Raw genomic sequence first — 22,675 nt, forward strand, 5'->3', positions numbered from 1 at the left:
ATGGCCGTAGGACACGACGGGCCCGAGATCCTGCTCGGCTTCACCCGGGCGCTCAGGGCGGCCGGCGTGCCGGTGACCCAGGACCGCGCCCACGGCTTCCTGCAGGCGACCGCGATCGTCGGCGCCGGCGACCCGGCCGCGACCTACACGGCCGGCCGGGCGACACTGTGCGCCGGCCCCGACGACCTGCGCCGCTACGACCAGGTCTTCGAGGCGTGGTTCGGGCCGACCGCGAAGCTGCCGAGACCGCAGGGGCCGCCGCGTACGGTCTCGGTCACCTCCAGCCTTCCCGAGACCGAGCCGCAGGACGGCGAGGAGGAGGGGGAGGGCGCCGACGACATCATCCGGGCGCGGGCCAGCGAGATCGAGACCCTGCGCCACCGTGACGTCGCCGACCTCGACCCGGCCGAGCAGGAGCGGGTGGCCGCGCTGATCGCCCGGCTCCGCCCCCGCGCGCCACGAAGAAGGACGCCACGACAGGAGCAGTGGCGACGGGGCCGCGTCGATGCCCACCGCACCCTGCGGGTCAGCCTGCGACACCTCGGCGAGCCGGCCGGGATCCACTACCGCAGGCGCGGCGAGCGGCCGCGCCGCGTCGTGTGGCTGATCGACGTGTCCGGGTCGATGAGCTCCTATGCCGACGTGCTGCTGCGGGTGGCCCACCGGGTGAGCTCGACGAACCCGGCCAACGCCGTGTTCACCATGGGCACCAGACTCACCGACGTCACCCGCGCGCTGCGCCACCGGGATCCCGACCGAGCGCTCGTCGCGGCCGGCGAGGCGGTGCCCGACTGGTCGGGTGGCACCCGGCTCGGCGACGACCTGCAGGCGTTCCTGCGGCGCCATCAAGGACTGGCCAGAGGCGCGGTGGTGGTCATCGCGAGCGACGGCTGGGAGCGCGGTGACCCCGCGCTCCTGCAGGAGCAGACGGCGAGATTGCACCGTCTCGCCCATCGTGTGGTGTGGGTCAACCCACACCGTGGCAAGGTTGGATACGAGCCGCTGCAGCGAGGCATCGTCGCGGTGCTGCCGCACGTGGACGACTTCGTCGCCGGACATTCGCTGGCGACGTACGAGGATCTGGTGGAGGTGATCGCGCGTGCGTGACGTACTCGACGATCTGATGAAGTGGTGGGAGTCCGGCGAGACCGTGGCGGTGGCGACGGTGGTGGCGACGTTCCAGTCGGCGCCTCGGCCCCCGGGGGCCTCGATGCTCGTCGGCCCCGACGAGACCGCGGTCGGCTCGGTCTCCGGTGGATGTGTCGAGGGCGCCGTCTACGAGGTCGCCCGTGAGGTCGCCGCCTCCGGCATCCCGGAGCTCAACCGCTACGGCTTCTCCGACGACGACGCGTTCGCGGTCGGCCTGACCTGCGGCGGCATCCTCGACGTCTTCGTGGAGAAGGTGTCGAAGGAGACCTTCCCGGAGCTCGGCGAGCTCGCCGAGGACGTACGCAGCGGCACGCCCGTCGCCCTCGCGACCGTCATCGAGCATCCCGACCCCGAGATCCTGGGGCGCCGTGTCCTCATCCGCCCCGAAGGTGTCAAGGGATCCCTGGGGAGCGCCAGGATGGACGACGCCGTCCATGACGACGCGCTCGGCCTCCTGGCGCACGGCACCAACCAGACGCTCTCCTACGGCATCGACGGCGAGCGCCGCGGCGAGGGCATGCGCGTCTTCGTCTGGTCCTTCGCGCCCAAGCCCCGGATGCTCGTCTTCGGCGCGATCGACTTCGCCGCCGCCGTCGCCCGTGTCGGTGCGTTCCTCGGCTATCACGTCACCGTCTGCGACGCCCGCCCGGTCTTCGCCACCAACTCCCGCTTCCCCTCGGCCGACGAGGTCGTCGTCGACTGGCCCCACCGCTATCTGGGCGCCGAGGTCGAGGCGGGCCGCATCGACCAGCGCACCGTGATCGCCGTCCTCACTCACGACCCGAAGTTCGACGTACCTCTCCTCGAGGTCGCCCTCCGTCTCCCCGACATCGCCTACGTCGGCGCGATGGGCTCCCGTCGCACCCACGACGACCGCCTCGCCCGGCTCCGCGACGCCGGCCTCACCGACGAGGAGATCGCCCGCCTGAGCAGCCCCATCGGCCTCGACCTCGGCGCCCGTACGCCGGAGGAGACCGCCATCTCCATCGCGGCCGAGATCGTCGCCGGCCGTTGGGGCGGCTCGGGTGAGCGCCTGGCCACGACCACCGGACGGATCCACGAAGACCGTTAGACAAGAGCCACGATCTCGTTTGTTACGGTCGACGAGTGAAGAGAACATGGCAGATCGGTAATGTTCTGGCCCTGGTCTTTGCGCTTGTGGCCAACTTCCTGACGGGTGCGCAGATTCTCGATCTGCCACCGATCGGTGAGATATCGGACAGATACGCCACCTACCTGACACCGGCTGCCTACGCGTTCTCCATCTGGACTCTCATCTATCTGCTGCTGATCGTCTTCGCGGTCCATCAGGCGAGGGATCTTCGCCATCCGCGCGATGACAACGACCTCCCGCAGCTGCTCGGACCGCTCTTCATCGTCGCCAGCATCTGCAACGGCCTGTGGACCTACGTCTTCGTGAAGGAATGGATCGGTCTCTCCGTCGCTGTTCTGCTGACTCTCACCGCAGCGCTCTACGCCGCACTGTGGCGCCTGGGGGTGGGCACCTCCCGGCCGTCCACCAAGGACTTCCTCATGGTGTGGCTGCCGCTGATGCTCTACACGGGATGGGTGACCGCGGCGAGCATCGTCAACATCGCGACCTACCTCGACTCGAAGGATGTGACGGTCAGCCCCCTGGCCTCGATCGTGGTGATCGCGGTGCTCACCGTCGTTCTGCTGATCCTTCTGTTCGAGCGCAACCTGCGAGAGCTGCTGATCTCCTGCGCGTGGGCGCTGGTCGCGATCGGTCTCCGCCAGCTTCAGCTCTCGCAGAGTACGTGGGTGGCGATCGTGGCGCTGGTCTGCGCCGGAATCCTGGTCCTGGCGATGCTCTTCCACGCGATGGCTCGCGGATTGTCGTACGACGGCCACCCCGAGAGCGTTCGGGCCTGATCGTCAACGGGCCGAGTGGCCGACGTGGGCGCGCTACAGCTCCTTCTCGTAGTAGAGCGCCCTCGGGCCGGAGCCGCGGCCCTCGTGGTTGTCGAAGCCGAACTTCTCGTACAGTGCGCGGGCCGAGGTGTCGTCCTCGCTCGTCCCCAGGTCCATGTGCGTCGCGCCGCGGGCCTTCGCCTCGTCGATGATCGCCTGCAGCAAGATGGTGCCGAGGCCGTGCCCGCGGCGGTCGGGCACGATGTAGAGCTCGGCGAGATAGGCCTCGAGCTCGTCGGCCGTGGTCTGCCGGCGGAAGCGGGTGATGCCGTGGCCGACCGCGGGGTCGCCGATCAGCATCACCGTCGTGTCCCCGCCCTCGACGAGCCGGCTGAGGTGCCGGGCGAGCTCGTCGGCAGGAGGGGCGGGGTAGGCGTACTCGGTGTCGAAGTCGACCTGCAGCCTGGCCGCGGTCTCGAAGTCGGCCCAGGTCGTGGCGGTGCGCGTCGTCATGCACCCACTCTGACACCGCGGTGGGAGCCGCGATCGATCGTGGCGTGAGCGGGTACCGCCGAGGGGATCGTGAGGTGTGTCACAGGGTGCTACCTTGGCAGAACCCAGCCTCAATGGGCCGAGCTCCAAAGGGGGAGTGATGGTTCGTAGCGATCTGCAGGAGCGCCGCATCAGCGCGGCGCGGGCGTGGACCGCCTTCGTGGAGAGCGGCGACGCGGCCGAGGACTTCGTCCGGCCCGAGATCCTGACCAGCTGGACGCGTTCGGCGACGGCAGTGAAGCCGGATGTACGCGAGGCGCCGCTGGCCGACGAGGACGAGACCCGGGAGATGTGGCGCGGGTCGCCGCTCCAGGTGGCCGTCGAGCGGGTCGAGGAGGAGCTGCGCTGCACCGCCGACGACGGTGACCTGGTCATCGCGGTCACCGACCCCGACACCCGGGTGCTGTGGACCTACGGCGGCCGGGTGATGCGCCACAAGGCGGAGTCGGTCAACTTCGTGCCGGGCGGCCGCTGGGACGACGAGAGCGCCGGCACCAACGCGCTCGACCTCGCCAACCGCACCAACTCGCCGTCGATGGTCTTCGGCCCCGAGCACTATGCCGAGGTCGTGCACAACTGGGTCTGCTGGGCCGCGCCGCTCCACGACCCGGTCACCGGCAAGCACCTCGGTGTCCTCGACCTCTCCACGACCTGGGACCGAACGCACCCGATCGGGATGGCCACGGCCCGGGTGATGGCGCGCCTCATCGAGGGCGCGCTGCCGAAGATCCCGACCCCGCGGGAGGACGAGGCGATCGCCGAGCCTGGCCTGGTGCTGACCCTGCTGGGCACCGCGGAGACCTGGCTCGACGGCCAGCGGCTGCTGCTCAACCGCCGTCAGACCGAGATCCTCGCCCTGCTCGCGCTGCACCCCGAGGGCCTCTCGTTGGAGCGGCTGCACGCGATGGTCTACGGCGACCAGGCGGTCACCTTCTCCACGCTGAAGGCCGAGGTCTCCCACCTTCGCCATGCCCTGGGCGGCCAGGTCGCCTCGAGGCCCTACCGTCTGCTGATGCCGGTGGCGACCGACGTCGAGCAGGTCCTCGCCCTGATCCGGCACGGCCGGGTGGCGGGTGCGGTGGAGGCGTACGGCGGTGATCTCCTGCCCGGCACCAACAGCCCGGCGCTGGCCGAGATGGCCGACTACGTCGCGGTCGCGCTGCGCGAGGCGCTGATCGCCGACCCGCAGCCTGACGCGGTGCTGCGCTACAGCGAGCTGGCTCCCTACGACACCGAGGTCGTCGACGTCTGTCTGCGCCGCCTCGGCGCGAGCGCCCATCCGGCGTTGCCCCTGCTCAGGGCACGTTTGGCTGCCAGTCGCTGACCAAGAAGAGGTAACCGGCAGCAGCAGCCAACCGGAGCCCAACCCTGCGCGTCCTACTGTGATCTGGCCCACACAGTGACGTCTGGCAGGGAGACAACATGGCCCGGATCAGCATGCGCGTCGACGGTATGAAGGTCACCGACGACGTCGAACCGCGGACACTGCTCGTGCAGTATCTGCGCGAAGGACTCGGCAAGACCGGCACGGTGATCGGTTGCGACACCAGCAACTGCGGCGCCTGCACGGTCCATCTCGACGGCGACTCGGTGAAGTCGTGCAACGTGCTCGCGGTGCAGGCCGACGGATGCGAGGTGACCACGATCGAGGGGCTCGCCGACACTGTCGAGGGCGACCTGCACCCGGTCCAGGAGGCGTTCCGCGAGTGTCACGGCCTGCAGTGCGGGTTCTGTACGCCCGGCATGATCATGCAGTCCGTCGACCTGCTCACGCGCAACCCGCAGCCCAGCGAGGACGAGATCCGTGAGGGCATCGAGGGCAACCTGTGCCGCTGCACGGGCTACCACAACATCGTCCGCGCGGTGCAGTACGCCAGCGGCGGTCTCGACAGGCTCGACCACCGGAGGGATGCCGCCAACCCGCGCGGCGCGACCGAGGAGGTGGACGCGCTGTGACCGCCGTAGAGGCTCGTCCGGAGCAGACCAACGAGATCGGCCGCGACCGGCGCCGCAAGGAGGACGCGCGCCTGATCACCGGCCGGACCCGCTGGACCGACAACATCAACCTCCCCGGGATGCTGCACCTGGCGATGGTGCGCAGTCCCTTCGCCCACGCCCGGATCACCGGCATCGACACCAGCGCCGCGGAGGACTCCGAGGGCGTGGTGACCGTGCTGGCCGCCAAGGACTTCGACGAGACGCTCGGCGTCTGCATCAACGCCTGGCCGATCACGCCCGACCAGAAGACGCCGGCCCACCCGCCGATCGCCACAGACCGGGTCACCTTCGCCGGGGAGATCGTCGCGGTCGTGGCCGCCCGGTCCGCGGCCGCGGCCCGCGACGCCGCCGAGATGGTCGAGGTCGACTACGAGGAGCTTCCCGCGGTCGTCTCCCTCGAGGAGGCGGTCAAGGACGAGGTGCTCGCGCACCCGGACCTCGGCACCAACAAGTCCGCGCTGTGGGTCTTCGACAGCGCCCAGGCCGGCACCGGCGGCAACGTCGACGAGGCCATCTCGGCGGCCCGCAACGACGGGATCGTCCTCGAGCGGACCTACCGCCAGCAGCGCCTGATCCCGGCCTTCATGGAGCCGCGCAGCGTCGTGTGCGACCCGACCGGTGAGCAGATCACCGTGTGGAGCGCCACCCAGATCCCGCACATCCTGCGGTTCGCCTTCGCCGCGACCACCGGGGTGCCCGAGTCGAAGATCAGGGTGATCGCGCCCGACGTCGGCGGCGGCTTCGGAGGCAAGCTCCAGCAGACGCCGGAGGAGATGATCGTCTTCGCGATGGCCCGCCGGCTCGGCAAGCCCGTGAAGTACACCGAGACCCGCTCGGAGTCCCTCCTCAGCGCTCACCACGGCCGCGACCAGATCCAGAAGCTGACTCTCTCGGCCACGAAGGACGGTCAGGTCACCGGCCTCAAGGTCGAGCTCGACGCCAATCTGGGCGCCTACGTCGCCATCGTCGGCGGCGGTGTCCCGGTGCTCGGCGCGTTCATGTTCAACGCGATCTACAAGTTCCCGGCCTATCAGTTCAACTGCCAGACCGTGTTCACCAACACCACCTGGACCGACGCCTACCGCGGCGCGGGACGGCCGGAGGCGACGTACGCCGTCGAGCGGCTGATGGACGAGCTCGCCGCCGAGGTCGGGGTCGATCCGCTCGAGATCCGGGAGCGGAACTGGATCAAGCACGAGGAGTTCCCGTTCACGACCATCGCCGGTCTGACGTACGACTCGGGGAACTACGAGGCGGCGACGGCCAAGGCGAAGGAGCTCTTCGGGTATGACGAGCTCCGTGCCGAGCAGCAGCAGCGCCGGGCCAACAACGACCCGGTCCAGCTGGGCATCGGCGTCTCGACGTTCACCGAGATGTGCGGCCTCGCCCCCTCGAGGGTGCTCGGCAGCCTCGACTACGGCGCCGGTGGCTGGGAGCACGCCCAGGTGCGGCTGACCCCGACCGGCAAGGTCGAGGTCATCACCGGCGCCAGCGCGCACGGCCAGGGGCACGAGACCGCGTTCAGCCAGATCGTGGCGGACCGTCTCGGCGTACCGTTCGAGGACGTCGAGGTGCTCCACGGCGACACCCAGATCGCGGCCAAGGGCTACGACACCTACGGGTCCAGGTCGCTGGTCGTGGGTGGCGAGGCGCTCGTCCGGGCGGCCGACAAGGTGCTCGAGAAGGCCAAGCCGATCGCGGCCCACCTGCTCGAGGCGAGCGTCGACGACCTCGAGTTCACCGGCGGCAGGTGGACGGTGCGCGGCACCGACCAGGGGATGTCCATCGGCGAGCTGTCCACGGCGGTCTTCGCCGCGCACAACCTGCCCGACGGCGTCGAGGCCAACCTCGACTCCGAGGCCACCTTCGACCCGGAGAACTTCAACTTCCCGCACGGCACCCACCTGTGCGCGATGGAGGTCGACACCGAGACCGGGCAGGTGAAGATGCGGAAGTACGTCTGCTGCGACGACATCGGCAACATCATCAACCCGCTCATCGTCGCAGGTCAGGTGCACGGTGGACTCGTCCAGGGCATCGCCCAGGCGCTGTGGGAGGACGCCGTCTACGACGACGCCGGCACCTTGGTGTCGGGCTCGTTCGTGGACTACCTGCTCCCGACCGCCGCCGACACGATCAGCTTCGAGATCGACCACACCACCTCGCCGGCGACCACCAACACGCTCGGCACCAAGGGAGTCGGTGAGGCCGGCACGATCGCCTCCACCCCGGCCGTGGTCAACGCGGTCGTCGACGCGCTACGCCCGCTCGGCGTGCACGACGTGACCATGCCCTGCACGCCGGAACGGGTGTGGCGGGCCATCAACGAGGGCTCGGCCGGTGGCGAGACCACCGGTGCGGCCGCCGCACACTTCGATCCGTCGACGGGCATGTCCGGGAACGTCGACCGCACGGAAGGAGACGCCCAGTGATTCCCGCATCGTTCGACTACGTCGCCCCGACCACGGTCGAGGAGGCCCTGGCCGCCCTCGCGCAGTACGGGGACGAGGCCAAGATCATCGCCGGCGGCCAGAGCCTGCTGCCGGTACTGAGGATGCGCCTCAACGCTCCCGAGTGGGTCATCGACCTCGGTCGCATCGACTCCCTCAAGGGCGTACGTGACGAGGGTGACTCGATCCTGATCGGCGCCATGACGCGCCACTGCGACGTCGCGACCGATCCTCTGGTCGCCGAGCACGCGGCCCTGGTCGCTCGTGCCACGGCGACGGTCGCCGACGAGCAGGTGCGCCACCGCGGCACCTTCGGTGGTGCGCTCGCCCACGCCGACCCGGCGGGCGATCTCGGAGCACCGGCCCTTGCTCTGGGCGCCGAGTTCGTCATCGCCGGGCCGGCCGGCGAGCGGGTCGTCCCGGGCGCGGAGTTCTTCCAGGGGCTCTTCGAGACGGCCGTCTCCGAGGACGAGCTGCTCGTCGGCGTACGCATCCCGAAGCACACCGGATGGACTGCTCACTACGAGAAGTTCGTCCGGGTCGCCCACCAGTGGCCGATCTGCGCGGTCGGCGCGACCCTCAAGGTCTCCGGCGGTGTGATCGAGGGGGCGGCGATCGGCCTCACCAACATGGGCTCGACCCCGCTCCGGGCCGCCGGCGTCGAGCAGGCGCTGGTCGGCCAGCAGGCCACCGAGGAGGTCGTACGCAACGCCGCGGCCCTGGCCGCGGACGGCGCCGAGCCGCCCTCCGACCTCAACGGCGACGCCGACTACCGGCGCCACCTGGTCACGGTGCTGGCACGGCGCGCCATCACGCAGGCACTCGGGGGCTGACGCGTGGATCTGACGCACCAGTTCACGGTCCCGACCTCGGTCGAGGAGACCTGGGACAGCTTCCTGGACATCGGCTCGCTCGCCGAATGCTTCCCGGGAGCCCAGGTCACCTCGGCCGAGGGCGACACCTTCACCGGCACGGTGAAGGTCAAGCTCGGTCCCATCGCCATGGTCTACGCCGGCTCCGGCACCTTCGTCGAGAAGGACGAGTCCGCCCGGCGGCTGGTCGTCGAGGCCAAGGGGCGCGACAAGCGCGGCAACGGCACCGCCGGTGCCAACGCGACCCTGACGATGGCTCCGGAGGGCACCGGCACCAGGGTCGAGATCGTCACCGACCTCGCGGTCACCGGCAAGCCCGCCCAGTTCGGTCGTGGGGTCATGCAGGACGTCTCCGACAAGCTCCTCGGCCAGTTCGTCGCGTGCCTGGAGTCCAAGTCGGCTCCGGCTGCCGCTCCGGTGACCCCCGAGGCACCGGCCGCGGCGGAGCCCGTGGGTGAAGGGAGCTCGGAACCATCGCCGGCTGCCCCGTCGACAGCCGCAGCGCCGACGCCGCAGGCGCCGAAGCACGCCAAACAGCCCGAGGCCATCGACCTGGGTGCGACCGTGGTGCCGGTGCTGATCAAGAACTACGGCAAGAAGATCGCCATCGGGGTGGCCGTCATCGCCGCGGTGGTGATCGTCTACAAGCTGCTGCGCGGCTGAGACCGGTTTGCGCGACAATCCGTCGCGCAAACCGGATACCTCTCGCGCAACACGGATAGCGGAGCGCTGTTCGACCTCTCTAGCGTTTTGCCTACGCAGACCCTGCTGCGAGAGGAAACAGAAAAAGTGAAGATCGCGGTCATCGGCGCCGGGTTCGCAGGCATCGCCTCGGCCAAGGTGCTCACCCAGCTCGGGCACGACATCACCGTCTTCGAGAAGGCGCCCGATGTCGGTGGTGTATGGAGCCGCACCCGTCGCTACCCGGGCCTGACGACGCAGAACAACAAGGACTCCTACACGCTCTCGGACCTGAGGATGCCGAAGGTGTTCCCCGAGTGGCTCCGTGGCGAGCAGGTGCAGAGCTACCTCGAGATGTACGTCGAGAAGTTCGAGCTCGCCCCGATGATCAGGCTCTCCACCGAGGTGCGGAGTGCCCAGCCGGCTGGAGGGGGCGGCTGGGCCCTCACCTCGCGAGCCAGTTCCGCTGCGGGGGCCGACGCCGAGGCGACCGAGCACTTCGACCACCTTGTCGTGGCCAGTGGTGTCTTCTCGGAGCCGTTCTCCCCCGCGTACGACGGGGTCGAGGAGCTGAAGGCCGCCGGCGGCCAGATCCTCGCCGCGAGCGAGCTGCACGACCTGGAGACCGTCAAGGGCAAGGATGTCGTGGTCGTCGGCTACGGGAAGTCGGCCTGCGACGTGGCCGTCGAGATCGCCAAGGAGGCGTCCTCGACCACCGTGGTCGCGCGCCAGCTGCTGTGGAAGATGCCGCGCAAGATCAAGGGCGTCCTCAACTACAAGGTGCTGCTGCTCACGCGCATGGGGGAGGGGCTCTTTCCCTATCAGAACATCCGTGGTGCCGAGAAGGTGCTGCACGCGGGCGGATCGAAGATGGCCGGGTCGATGGTCGGCAGCGTCGAGTCGGTCACCACCAGCCAGCTCAAGCTGAAGAAGCTCGGTCTGCTGCCGAAGGGCCAGTTCACCGACATCGCCCGCTCGACGGTCTCGCTGGCCACCGAGGGATTCTTCGAAGGCGTCGAGGCCGGGGACATCGCCGTCGAGCGCGACACCGAGATCGCTGCCTTCGTGACCAAGGACGGCAAGTCGTACGCCGAGCTCGCCAACGGCCGCGCGGTGCCTGCCGACGTCGTGGTGACCGCGACCGGCTTCAAGCAGGAGCTCCCGTTCTTCTCCGAGGAGATCCAGGACCAGCTCACCGACGACAACGGCGACTACCAGCTCTACCGCCAGATCCTCCCGCTGACCGTGAAGGACCTGACCTTCGCCGGCTACAACTCCTCGTTCTTCTCGCCGCTCTCGGCCGAGATGAGCGCCGTCTGGATCGGCTCCCACCTCGGTGGCGGCCACGAGGTTCCGCCGGTCGAGGAGATGGAGGCCCATGTCACCGCGAGGCTCGCCTGGATGCGGGAGCGCACCGACGGTCACCACGCCCGCGGCACCAACATCATCCCGTTCTCGATGCACAACATCGACGAGGTCCTCGGGGACGTCGGCCTCGACGTCGGCAGGCTGACCAAAGCAGTGCAGTGGCTGCTGCCGATCAACCCGAAGGCGTACGCCTCGGTCACTCCCAGGCTCGTGGAGAAGCTGGCGGCGAGGAGCTAGTACGGCGCGAGATGCCGGTTTCCTGGGTGGGACCGGCATCTCGACCGGGTGAGGACCTGGGCTGGGACCTTAGACAGTGATTGCGCCGTGTTCGCGTCGACACGGCGCCGGCTCCGCTACGCTCTTCGGTCAATCGAGCCACGGTCCAGGAGCCTCCCTTGCCCCGTCCCCTGCTGAGCCGCCACACCGTTGTCGCCACCACTGACGTGGACCAGGCTCGAGAAGCCGTGGCGGAACGTTTCTGCGCCCACTACCTGGCGCTGACGAAGGCCGGCTCGCAGCTCGACATGGTGCACAACGCCGCGCCGCTGGGCGAGGACGTGATGCTCAACTACATGCGCTACGGCGACGAGGTGCGGATCACCCCGGGCACCTTCGACGACTTCTACCTGATCCAGCTCCCGCTGGCCGGCAGCGCCAAGGTCAAGGTCGGAGAGCACGTCGTCCTCGCCGACCGTACCCGCGCCTCGATCGGCTCGCCGACCGAGCCGGTCGACATGCTCTGGTCCGACGGCTGCGAGAAGCTGCAGGTCTACATCCGCCGCAGCGCGGTCGAGGAGGCGGCCGCGGGCATCGGCGGCTCCGGTCCGGTCGTCTTCGACCCGACGCTCGACCTCGGGCGGCCGGAGGTGCGCGACTGGCTGAAGATGGTGCGCCTGGCCTACGACAACGTCGAGGCGGGTGGCTCGCTGATGAGCTCACCGCTGGTTGCCGCGCCCTACGAGCAGGCGCTCATCGGCGGCCTGCTGACGATCCAGGCCAACACGTCCTTGGAGATCGTCTCCGGGAACGTCACGCCCACGATCTCCCGAGCCGTACGCATGGCCGTGGACCTCCTCGAGGCCCACCCCGAGCGCCCCTGGAAGGTCGCCGAGCTCGCTCAGAAGGTCGGCGTCTCCACTCGCACGCTGCAGGAGGCGTTCCAGCGCGACCTCGACACAACGCCCTTAGAGTACTGGCGGCGGACCCGGCTCGACCGTGCCCACTCCGACCTGCTCGCCGCCGACGCGACCGCCACCTCGGTCACCGCCATCGCCGCCCAGTGGGGCTTCTTCCACCTCGGCCGGTTCTCCCAGGCGTACCGGGCGCAGTTCCAGGAGCTCCCGTCACAGACGCTCATGCGCTGACTCATGCGACGAACCGGTAACCGCTTCCTGACCTCCATCAGGTGCTCGCGAAGGCCGGTGACCAGCACGGCCGCGCCATCGTCTCGAGGGGATGAATTACGGCGCTGAGTAAAATGTCTCTCCAGTTCTGGGTATTCGGTGGGCAAGAATCCATGAGCCGAGTTAGGTTTCGATGCCGCTCGGACACGGCACCTTCCTCCCCCCACGTCTCCAGGAGTTGTCGTGCCTTCTGTGTCTCGGGCGATCGTCCGCGCTGTCCTGACATCCGTGATCGGCCTGTTGAGCGTGGTGCTGATGCTGACGGGGCTGGCGTTGCCGGCGACCGCTGCGTCTCGGGCTGCGGTTGCCGCCGCTGCTCCGCGGGTCGCGCAGCTGAAGGCGCCGAGCCCGGCGGTGGCGGCGAAGCCGTCGGCGCGGTTGGGGTCGGCTGCGGCGTCGGTGGGGGAGAAGCGACCTAAGCATCCGGGTTCGCTCAAGCCGTATAGGGTGCGCGAGTTGACCGGCCAGCGGCGCGAGCGGTCGACAACGCACCTGATGTCGGATGGGACGCGTCAGGTCACGCTGAGCACGGCGCCGATCCATTGGCGCCAGTCGTCGTCGGACGGGTGGCAGCCGATCGAGACCGAGGTCAACCCCGGTACGGGTTCTGCTGCCTTCGTGAACGAGTCGAACGTGTTCACGACCAGATTCGGCCGGTCGCGCCACGACTTGGCGTCCGCTGCGGGTGATGGCTGGTCGGTCTCGATGGGCGCGGTCGGCAAAGACGGGAAGCTGACGCCGAAGGCGGAGGGTTCCGGGGTCGACGTCGATGACGTGTTCGGGTCGGCTGACCTGCGTTACACGGTGGGGGCTGGTGAGTTGAAGGAGGAGATCCTCCTTCCCGATGCAGAGGCAGCCCCGGCCGAAGGCTTCACCTTCGCGTTGGACCTCAAGGGTCTGTTTGCTCGGAAGATCGAGGGTGGCGCGATCGGGCTCTACAAGAGCAAGGACGCGAAGCGCCCGAGGCTGGTGCTTCCGGCGCCGTTCATGACGGACGCAGCCGGTGCGCGTTCGGATGCGGTGACCCAGATCCTGGGTGAGGCCGAGGACGGCACGACGACGGTGACGATCACCCCGGAGGCCGACTGGCTGGGCCAGAAGTCGCGTGAGTGGCCGATCAGCATCGACCCCACCTTGGTCTATGCGCCGGACGCGACTGATGGTCAGGACGTGAAGATCTCCTCGGCCTCGCCGACGAGTGCGTTCCCCTCGGAGGGCTCGATTCCGGTAGGTATGTCCTCGGCGACGAGCAAGTGGCGTGGGTTGTTCAGGTTCGACACGTCGGCGATTCCGACTGATGCGCAGGTGTATGCGGCGCAGTTGCGTCTGCACTTCTCTGGGGTGCACACCAGTGAGGCCGAGCCGGTTCGGTTGTTCGCCTACCCGGTGACCAAGGCGTGGACCGAGACCACCGCGACTTGGGACACGATGAACACCGCGTATTCGGCGGTCAACTCGTTCAACCAGTTCCTGGTCGATGACTCCGATGGTGGGGCGACCTCGTTCACTGGTCCGTGGAAGGACGTGGCGGACGCGGGTGCGGTCTATGGTTCGTATTCCTCGTTGGGCTCGGGCACGACGGCGGACACGTTCGAATGGAACGGCAAGCTGCCGTGGGCGGGGATGTTCGAAACCGACGTCCGCTATCTCCCGGGCGCCTCACGTGGAAAACCGACGTACACGGCGACGGGTGATCGTGACACGAGTGCGTCGGTGGGAGTGGATCAAACCGTAGGCACGTCCTCGACGTGGAAACGGATCTCAACTCAACAGCACTTCGCGCCGGGGGCGACTGCCCGGATCCGGATGACGCGCCAGGCGGGCACGACGGCCACGGCCCCTATGGCGGATGCGGTGCGCTGGTTGGAGTATGCGCAGACCTACAAGGGTGCAACGGAGCGGGATGGGTGGCACACCTACGGACTGGGCACGATGGTCAAGGGCTGGGTCGCGAACCCGGAGACCAACTTCGGTCTGACGCTCATGTCGGCCGACGAGTCCGGGACGGGCCCGCTGGGCGGCCCGTACTATCACTCGTCGGACGGTGCTTACGCCTCTGAAGCTGAAGGTGACACCCGCCCGCAACTGGTGGTGGTGCTGGGTCAGCCCGGCCCGACCCAGGATGTCCCGTCCACGGTGCACGCCGATGGTCCGGAATTGTCATGGTCTTCAGCGTCGGACCCGTCGTTCGCCCAGGAAGACGATGTGGCGGAGTATCAAGTCTTCCGTGGCTGCGTGTCGCTGCCTCAGGCTGCATGTACGACTCCGGTGGGCGAGGACTTCTCCACCGAGTACGCCCGCAACGGGGCGTTGAAGCTAGTCGGCTCGGTCCCAGCAGACACGTTTACGTTCCGTGATGAGACCGCGGTTGCCTCGACCGCGACCGAGAAGGCGTCCTATCGCTATTGGGTTGTCGCGCGCACCGTGGCCGATGCCCAGGCACCGTCCTCGGGCGGCAGTGCAGAGGAGGGTCGGGACGGCTCCGCGGTGGGCTCGCCAATGACTGTGGAGATTCCGAGACAGGGCCGGATTGCCCGGATCTTCACCGCCAGCCGCGTTGGGGGTCCTGGTGGTGATGTGGCGGACACGACGTTGTCGGCGGCGAAGCCAACCACCAATCTTCCCAACCCTGATGAGATCACTGCTGGTGACCGCACGTGGGTTCAGGCTGGCAACAACAGTCCGACCTATGGTGACGAGCGAGCGGTGTTCGGTTTCGACACCTCCCCGATCAACCGCCGGGCCAGGGTGACTTCGGCATCGCTGGATCTGTGGAAGTCGGCAGGTGCTGCAACCAATGGTGCAACAGATGCCGTCTATGACCTGCACGAGATGACTAGCGGTTTCGTGGAGAACCAGGCGACCTGGCAGCGGGCCTCGACGGCGCAGGACTGGACCGACGGCGGTGCATTCAAAGCCACCGCGATTGCGTCGGCGACGTTGAACAACAGCCCTGATCGCGTGAAGCTGTCCTCGACCGGTCTGCTGGCGACAGTGCAGGGTTGGGTCGATGGGACTGCGGGTGCCCCGAACGGGTTGCTGCTGAAGGTCCGTGACGAGGCGGTTTCCACGCACCGGGTCGGATTCTTGAACAGCGAGGCGCTAGACCCGAGCCTGCGGCCCCGGCTACGGGTCGAGCATTTGGTCAAGAACGACGACCAGATCTTCGAGGCACCCACCATGCCGCAACGGTTTGTACCGGGCACGATCACCCGGGTCCCGGTTACGGTAACGAACACCACCGACACCGCCTGGCCGGCCAGCCTGGAGCTGACCTACCGGTGGACGGAGCCCGACTCGACCAGCGACATCACCGTCGAAGGTGACCGGCTCAAGGTCGCTGTCGGGCGGGCGTTGGAACCGGGAGAGTCGGTCGACCTGACCCTGCCCGTACGTACCCCGATCAACTCCGACACCGGGTCGAAGCGACTCGCCTACGACTTCTACCTGGACCTGCGCAACACCACCGACAACTCGTGGTGGTCCGCGGCGCACCCGTACAAGCCGGGTGGTGGCCAGAACTCCACCCCGGGGTGTGCGATGGTTGCGACCGGGTTGCTGTGCCAGGACCGCTATGTCGAGTCCGCGACCTCTAACGCCCTCGGCTTGGAGAAGTTCGGCACCTACACCGGCGAGGAGACCGGCGCCGGTTCCCAGGTGCTGACGAACCTGGCCTCGGGCAACGAGTCGTGGTCCTACGACGCGATCTCGAACCCGTCAGTCGGCCCCTCGGCGTTCGTGCGGGCGACCTACAACTCCAAGGACGGCACCGACGCCGGCGCGGGCTGGGGTGTCTCGATCCAGCCCGGCACCCTGACCCGGCTCGGGTCCAAGCTCTCGGTGCCCAGCGGCGGGTCGACGAACAACCTGATGACCTTCGTCGATGGTGACGGCACCGGCCACACCTACAAGATCCACGACGACATGACGACTCCCAACATTCTGGAGTACGACCGCCCCGCGGGGGTGGCGTTGGAGTTGCATCGCGATGCCACGGCGCCGGTGCGGGAGCAGTGGGTGTTCACACGTCCGGACGGAACCCGATTCTTCTTCGCGCAGCAGGATGCGCCTGAAGAGAAGGACCCCGCCACGGGCCAGGTGGTCGCGACGGCGGTGGATGCCGGGTTGCAGACCGCGGTCGTCGACATATATGGCAACCGGCTCTCCTTCGGCTATTCGAGCACCGGTGATCGCCTGGAGACGGTCAAGGATTCCCAGGGCCGTACGGTGCTGTCTCTGAGCTGGGATGCTGCTGGTCTGACCTCGATCACCGACATCGCCGGCCAGAAGCTCTCGTTCGGCTACAACGCGGCCCACATGCTGACCAGCCTGAGCGACACCGCGGCCCCGGTCGAGGGGGTGTCCACAGCGCCGGTGAAGAGGTTCGGGTTCACCTACACCAACGACTCGGCCAACACGGGCACGTTGATGACCTCGATCACTGACCCGAGGGACAACGTCTCCCGGATCGCGTACTTCACCTCGACGGAGAATTCCGCCTACGCCAACTGGCCCAAGACCTTCACCGACCGTCGCAACAAGACCACCGACTTCACCTACTCCGACCCCGACGGGTCTGAGGGAGTGGACACCCAGGCGGTGGTCACCGACCACAACGCCACCGCGTCTCCGGGCGGCGGGACACCGGGCAGCCCCGGTGACACGGTCACCACCTACCGGGTCGACGGGTACGGCCGCACGACATCGGTCACCGACTCGCTGCAGCACACCACCAAGCTGGGCTGGGACCGCGACCACAACGTGATCCGGCTCGAGGAGGCCAACGGAGCGGTCTCGACATGGGACTACGACAACCGCACCGGCTACCCCCTGACCATCCGGGATGCCCAGGCCGTGAAGACCGGGGGAGCCGGGGTCAAGCTGACCTACGAGCGACTCCTGAACGCACCGGGCGCCCCGACCGCGTTGAAGACCAAGACCAGCGCCGCCGGCCGGAAATGGACCTTCACCAACGACCCCGCGACCGGCGCGCTGAAGAGCGTGGCGGACCCGCTGGGGAACACGACGAGCTATACCTACAAGCCTGAGGGTCTGCTCGCCACGGCGACCGATGCGAACGGCGCGGTCACCACGTACAACACCTACGACGTCTCCGGGATGCCGACGAAGGTCACCTCGCAGATCACGGCCACGACCGACCGGTCCTCGTCGATCACCTACGACCCCCGCGGCAACACGCTGACCGTGACCGACCCACTCAACAACGTCTCAACCGTCGAGTACGACGGGTTCGGCCGCCCGACCAAGGTCACCACCCCCGGCGATGACTCCGCTCCGGGCTCGCCGAAGGCGACCCGTACGACGGTGTCCTCCTACGACCTCAACGACAACCTGACCTCCTCGACCGCCGCCAACGGCGCGGTCACCACCAGCACCTACAACGCGGCTGATCTGCCGACTCGGCAGGACCTGCCGGACAACAACACCACCGGCAGGGCCATCACCACCTCCTACGACGATCTGGGTCAGCAGATCGAGCAGACCGCCCCCGAAGGCGTGGCCACCACCAGCAACGCTAACGACTTCGTCACCCGGTACGTCTACGACAAGGTCGGCCAGCAGATCCGCGTCGATGTCCCGTTCGTGGACACCGACGGGACCAGCAAGACCGCCACCACGACGTCGAGCTACGACACGGTGGGGAACCTGGTGAAGACCGTCGACCCGGTCAAGAACGCCACCACCGCAGACTCCGACTACACCGCCAAGGTCGGCTACGACCTCAACCACCGCCCCATCACCTCTACGGACGCGAAGGGGTATGTCACCAAGACCGAGTACGACGCCGACGGCCTGGTCACCGCGACCGTGGACCCGCGTGGGGTCCGGGTCCGCAAGGTCTACGACACCGCCGGCCGCCCGATCGAGACCCACGTCCCCCACACGGCCTGGGGAGACACGTCCGCGAGGGACCAGGTCACCAAGACCACCTACGACAAGGTCGGCCAGGTCATCAAGACGACCAGCCCCACCGGCCGGGCCTCCGAGACGGTCTACAACCTGGCCGGCGAGGTGACTCAGACCAAGGCGCCGTTCAAGAGCGGTGATGCGGCCTACCCGAACCCGACCTCGACGTTCTACGAGTACGACGCCGCTGGCCGTTTGAAGCGTCAGTCGCAACCCACGTTCGACGCCACTGCGCCGGCCGCCGCGGATCAGTGGACCAACTTTGCCTACTTCCCCTCGGGCGAGATCAAGACCACCACTGACCCGCACGGCCTGGCTACTTCCTACCTCTATAACCAGCTCGGCCAGCAGACCCAGCGCAAGTTCAACAATCCCAACTCTGACGCGGCATCGATCCGCACCACTTCGATGTCGTACTACCCCGACGGGTCGGTGGCATCCAAGGATGACCAGGCACCCCGGGAGTTGATCAAGTACTACAGCAACGCCAACGGCTCGATGTTCACCGCCGCACCCAGCGCTGCCTGGACCACGGTGTCCAACACGGGTCAGGATCCCAACATCGACGGCTCCAACTACGTCTGGCATGCCGCTGCAGCCGCCGGATCCACCGGTGCGTCGGATGCCGCGACATGGAAGGTGACCCCGGACAACAACGACACCTACGAGGTCAGAGCCTCCTGCCCAGTCCGCACCGACACCACCACCGCCGCGGTTTACACCATCAACACCGCAGATGGTGCCAAGACCGCCACCGTCAACCAGAAGACTTGCACCAGCGCCCAGAAATGGATGTCCCTCGGGACCTACCGGTTCGATGCCGGCGTAACCAAGACCGTCGTCCTCAAGCCGTCTGCGGACGGTGTCGTGGTTGCCGATGGGGTGTCCCTGGTCCCGTCGGCTGCTGGCCCAAGCAAGGCGTATGCGTACACCTATGACCGCAACGGTCTGACCACCGAGGTCAAGGACAACACCCCTGGCGCGAAGGCCGACACCTACCGGACCAGTTACGACGGCCTCGGTAGGGCCAAGTCCTCCACCGAGCTCGCCGGCACAACCACCAGGCGCACCACGTCCTACACGTACGACCTGAACTCGAACCTGACCAGCACCTACGCCGACCGCAACGTCGACACGGACACGGGTTCTGGGAACCTGGCCGCGACCCGCTACACCGGCTACACCTACGACGTACGCAACATGGTCGCCACCGTCGCCACCGGGCCCCAGTCGACCTCGGCAAACAGCCGCTACGCCTACGAGTACGACTCCCGCGGGCTCCCCGTCTCGCTGACCAAGCCCAACGGGAACCGGGGCGGCTACACCTTCTACGAGGACCGGCTGCTGCGGACCTCCGATGAGCGCACCAGCGCGGACCGCGGCAAGCAGGTCGTCGCGGCCCACACGTTGGACTACGACGCTGACGGGCAGAAGTCGTTCGATGTGGCCAAGGTGGACCAGGCCGGCTCGACCGGGACCCTCGACCAGCGCTCGACGTTCGCCTACACCCCGGCCGGGCAGCTCGCCTCGGTGGACAAGACCGGCGCGGATGCTGGTGATGATGAGACCTACGTCTATGACGCGGCCGGGAACACGATCAAGCAGACCATTGGGGCGATCACCACAACCTCGACCTTCGACCGTGACCGGCTCTCCTCCAGTGCGGTCACTGGCGCCGGGACGACGTATAGCCGTTATGACCCGTACGGGCGTCTGATCAGTCGGGACAACGCGGGTCAGACGATCGAGCGGTATGCCTATGACGGGTTCGACCGGACCATCCGGGAGCAGCGTTATGACTCCGCGGGTGTGTTGCAGCTGACCAAGAACCAGACCTTCGACCCGTTCGATCGTACGACCTCGCAGTCGACTGCGATCACGGGCAAGCCGACCAAGGATCTGCGGTTCACCTACCTCGGCACGAGCGATCAGGTGGCGGTCGAGGAGGAGAAGAACACCTCTGGGACGTGGAAGGTTTCGAAGAACTACGCCTACGGTCCCGATGGGTCGAAGCTGCAGTTGACCGATACCCCGGTCAACGGGACCACGACGAAGACTCAGTATTACGGCACCAACCCGCACGGTGACATCGAGACGATGACCAGTACGGACGGGACCACTGCCTCGACGTACCGGTACACCGCCTATGGTCAGCCCGACACGAAGGGCACCACCGGCGAGGACGCCTACTCCACCGCCTCCAGCGAGACCGACAAGATGGCGGCTGATCTCGACAACGTGAACCCCTACCGGTTCTCCGGGAAGCGGATCCACGGCGGCACCGGGACCTACGACATCGGGTTCCGTGACTATGACCCGGGCATCAACCGGTTCCTGACTCGCGACTTCTACCAGGGTGCGCTCAACGATCTGGCGTTGGGCATGGACCCGTGGAACACGAACAGGTACGCGTTCAGCGGGGGCAACCCGATCGGTGGGATCGAGCTCGACGGGCATATGACCATCACCGACACCGGTAGCGGTGGGAGCGCGCCCGCACCGACGAATGCACCCGGATGCGGCACCTGGGGTCTCGCGGCCTGCAACCCAGATCCCGAGCGCAAGGTCGACCCTGTCGTCGAAGGCATGGTCTCTTCAGGGGATGGTGGAGATGCCCTCGGTGGCGCGGCGAACTCAGCGATCGGGCTCGCAGAGCTGACCCCGTTCTCGGGTCTGGTGAACGCGTTCGGCCTCGACGACTATGCCAGGGAGACGGTCAACGAGAAGTTGGATGTTGACACCACGACCAACGCCTACGTCGCCGGCGGGATCACCTTCGACGTAGCCACTGCGTTCGTCGGTGGTGGCGGAGGACTTGCCGCTAAGGGAACCAAGACTCTCGCCAGCGGCGCGTCGAAGGCCGCCAACAGCGCGGCGCTGAAGGCGGCTGTGCACTCGAAGGCGGCCGAGGTGGTTGCGACGCAGTCGATCAGGAAACGTGGGCCGGTGCTCAGCGGCGCGATGGATCGAAAGACCGGCGAGATCTTCTACGGGCAGAACACCGGCATTCCGTCGCCGTTGCATCCCGCGATGAAGGAGGCATTGGATGCCTTCCTCGGCCCAGGTGCCCCTGGGAAGGGTGTGCCAGGATCGCATGCGGAGATCAATGCGGTGAACGAGGGCTTGTTCGCGCGGCTGGGAGCGACGATCGCTGACTTCGACGTGTTCGGGGTTCGGTTGCGTGGAGCGGCTCAAGGAGATCCGATCGTCATGTGCTCGAACTGCGCGAGCATTCTCACCGGAGCGGAGGACCTAGCAAGATGACCGAACCGCGGTTGGTTCCGGACTCAGAACTGGACTTCGACGAAGACCTTGTCTTCACCGACGGCGGGAAGCCCTTCACCGGCGTAGCCTTTGAGGAGTCAGCCATCCGCGGGCGTTCGGAGGTGACTTACCGCGATGGATTGCAAGATGGACCCGCGCGCGACTGGTACCCATCAGGTGTCCTCAAGGGCGAGTCCTGGCACGTCCAGGGTGTTCCGCACGGGCCCGCCAGGGAGTACGACGAATCGGGCAAGTTGCGCGAGGAAGCGACCTACTCGCATGGCGTCAGGGTATTGCTTCGTGTTCTGGATGATGAAGGGCGCATTGTGCGCGAGGAGCGAATCGACCCGAACGGTGAAGCTGCGCAGGTTCTCAACCGGATGCGTCGGGAGTACGAATGGGATGAACCCACCGATAGATGACTGTGTCGGGGTGTTGGGGCACGGACGACGGCGAGTCGGCTTGGGCGGGATGCGCACGGGATGCCGGCGTTTGACCTGGGTATCTGCAAGCACGAGTGGCGAGGACGTGACGAATAGCGAGTACAAGCCTTCTCAAGTGTCAGGTTGTTGGTACGGCTCTGGTCATCGGTGGTCACCACCCGGATCGACGCTCGCGGTCTCCTTGCCGCGGCTAATCCGGTCAACGAGACGAAGGGCGTCGGGAAGGCGTGCTGTTCCAGCCATGTTGCGTATGAGGTCTGCAGCCTCCGGGGTAGGCATTCCTGCCGCAGTGATGTAGAGCGGTTTCGTGGCTTCCCCGCGTGTGACAGGGATGGCGTGGGTCGCGGACCGGAACGCGGTCTTCGCAACACCAACCACTGCTGCAGCGAGGCCGGCATCCCAGACGTGGCGGCCGAGGCCGGCGCGCCCGTTCGGATCGAGATCGACATATCCATCAACGATCAGAAGGTCGAGTGGCTCGATGTTCTCGAGGACAACCTCGATAGCTGGCAGCTCGCGCTGGTAGAAGCGTCCGGGCAGGTAGTCCGCGACGATGGGCAGGTTAGCCGTTCGACGGAGGGTGATGCTGGCGAAATTCGGTTCGGTACTCACGATCAGTGCCGCGGTCGCGCCCCCATCGGGAGGGTAGTAGACGTCAGTCGCACCGAACCTATCGCCCATGTCAACAGGCTAAT

14 protein-coding genes are annotated in these 22,675 nt (G+C 67.4%); 12 read left to right on the plus strand and 2 right to left on the minus strand.

Annotated features, from left to right (window positions below):
* From ACFVDI_RS10505 to ACFVDI_RS10515, 3 genes are read left to right on the plus strand one after another with little or no spacing between them, the layout of a single operon-like run.
* Entirely contained in the window at positions 1 to 1,107 is a 1,107-nt protein-coding gene (locus tag ACFVDI_RS10505; RefSeq protein WP_378903972.1) for a VWA domain-containing protein, read from the plus strand.
* Positions 1,100 to 2,221 (plus strand): XdhC family protein, encoded by a 1,122-nt coding sequence (locus ACFVDI_RS10510; RefSeq protein ID WP_378903975.1) that lies wholly within the window; start codon positions 1,100 to 1,102, stop codon positions 2,219 to 2,221. The genes ACFVDI_RS10505 and ACFVDI_RS10510 overlap by 8 nt, the downstream gene beginning before the upstream one ends.
* A 35-nt stretch (positions 2,222 to 2,256) precedes the next feature.
* The gene (locus ACFVDI_RS10515) at positions 2,257 to 3,042 is read left to right on the plus strand and encodes a TspO/MBR family protein (protein ID WP_378903978.1); all 786 of its coding nucleotides are present in this window, start codon (positions 2,257 to 2,259) and stop codon (positions 3,040 to 3,042) included.
* Positions 3,043 to 3,075: 33 nt separating this feature from the next.
* Here ACFVDI_RS10515 and ACFVDI_RS10520 read toward each other — a convergent pair whose 3' ends face one another.
* Positions 3,076 to 3,534 carry a GNAT family N-acetyltransferase gene (locus ACFVDI_RS10520; protein WP_378903981.1) on the minus strand — a complete coding sequence of 153 codons (459 nt, stop codon included), beginning with the start codon at positions 3,532 to 3,534 and terminating at the stop codon, positions 3,076 to 3,078.
* 139 nt (positions 3,535 to 3,673) lie between these two features.
* On the opposite strand from ACFVDI_RS10520, the gene ACFVDI_RS10525 reads away from it, so the two are divergent.
* The 9 genes from ACFVDI_RS10525 to ACFVDI_RS10565 all read left to right on the plus strand — a co-directional run bounded on the left by ACFVDI_RS10525 (position 3,674) and on the right by ACFVDI_RS10565 (position 21,959).
* Positions 3,674 to 4,897, plus strand: a complete 1,224-nt coding sequence (locus ACFVDI_RS10525) for a transcriptional regulator (protein ID WP_378903984.1) — start codon at positions 3,674 to 3,676, stop codon at positions 4,895 to 4,897.
* Between the two features lie 98 nt (positions 4,898 to 4,995).
* Positions 4,996 to 5,529, plus strand: coding sequence for a (2Fe-2S)-binding protein (locus ACFVDI_RS10530; protein WP_378903987.1), 534 nt, complete (start codon positions 4,996 to 4,998; stop codon positions 5,527 to 5,529).
* Complete coding sequence (locus tag ACFVDI_RS10535; protein ID WP_378903990.1) at positions 5,526 to 8,003, plus strand: xanthine dehydrogenase family protein molybdopterin-binding subunit; 2,478 nt, start codon at positions 5,526 to 5,528, stop codon at positions 8,001 to 8,003. The genes ACFVDI_RS10530 and ACFVDI_RS10535 overlap by 4 nt, the downstream gene beginning before the upstream one ends.
* On the plus strand, positions 8,000 to 8,854 hold the full coding sequence (locus ACFVDI_RS10540; protein WP_378903993.1) for an FAD binding domain-containing protein: 855 nt from the start codon (positions 8,000 to 8,002) through the stop codon (positions 8,852 to 8,854). The genes ACFVDI_RS10535 and ACFVDI_RS10540 overlap by 4 nt, the downstream gene beginning before the upstream one ends.
* A gap of 3 nt (positions 8,855 to 8,857) precedes the next feature.
* Entirely contained in the window at positions 8,858 to 9,556 is a 699-nt protein-coding gene (locus ACFVDI_RS10545) for an SRPBCC family protein (protein WP_378903996.1), read from the plus strand.
* A 126-nt stretch (positions 9,557 to 9,682) separates the two neighbouring features.
* Positions 9,683 to 11,179, plus strand: coding sequence for a flavin-containing monooxygenase (locus tag ACFVDI_RS10550; RefSeq protein ID WP_378903999.1), 1,497 nt, complete (start codon positions 9,683 to 9,685; stop codon positions 11,177 to 11,179).
* Between the two features lie 158 nt (positions 11,180 to 11,337).
* On the plus strand, positions 11,338 to 12,306 hold the full coding sequence (locus ACFVDI_RS10555; protein WP_378904002.1) for an AraC family transcriptional regulator: 969 nt from the start codon (positions 11,338 to 11,340) through the stop codon (positions 12,304 to 12,306).
* A 222-nt stretch (positions 12,307 to 12,528) separates the two neighbouring features.
* Positions 12,529 to 21,537 carry a DNRLRE domain-containing protein gene (locus tag ACFVDI_RS10560; protein ID WP_378904005.1) on the plus strand — a complete coding sequence of 3,003 codons (9,009 nt, stop codon included), beginning with the start codon at positions 12,529 to 12,531 and terminating at the stop codon, positions 21,535 to 21,537.
* Positions 21,534 to 21,959, plus strand: a complete 426-nt coding sequence (locus ACFVDI_RS10565) for a toxin-antitoxin system YwqK family antitoxin (RefSeq protein ID WP_378904008.1) — start codon at positions 21,534 to 21,536, stop codon at positions 21,957 to 21,959. Before ACFVDI_RS10560 ends, ACFVDI_RS10565 begins: the two co-directional genes overlap by 4 nt.
* A 162-nt stretch (positions 21,960 to 22,121) precedes the next feature.
* Here ACFVDI_RS10565 and ACFVDI_RS10570 read toward each other — a convergent pair whose 3' ends face one another.
* Positions 22,122 to 22,661: an endonuclease V gene (locus ACFVDI_RS10570; protein WP_378904011.1), complete on the minus strand. Its 540-nt coding sequence runs from the start codon at positions 22,659 to 22,661 to the stop codon at positions 22,122 to 22,124.
* Positions 22,662 to 22,675 lie beyond the last annotated feature (14 nt).

This window comes from Nocardioides sp. NPDC057767, from assembly GCF_042798275.1.
Taxonomy (GTDB): Bacteria; Actinomycetota; Actinomycetes; order Propionibacteriales; family Nocardioidaceae; genus Nocardioides.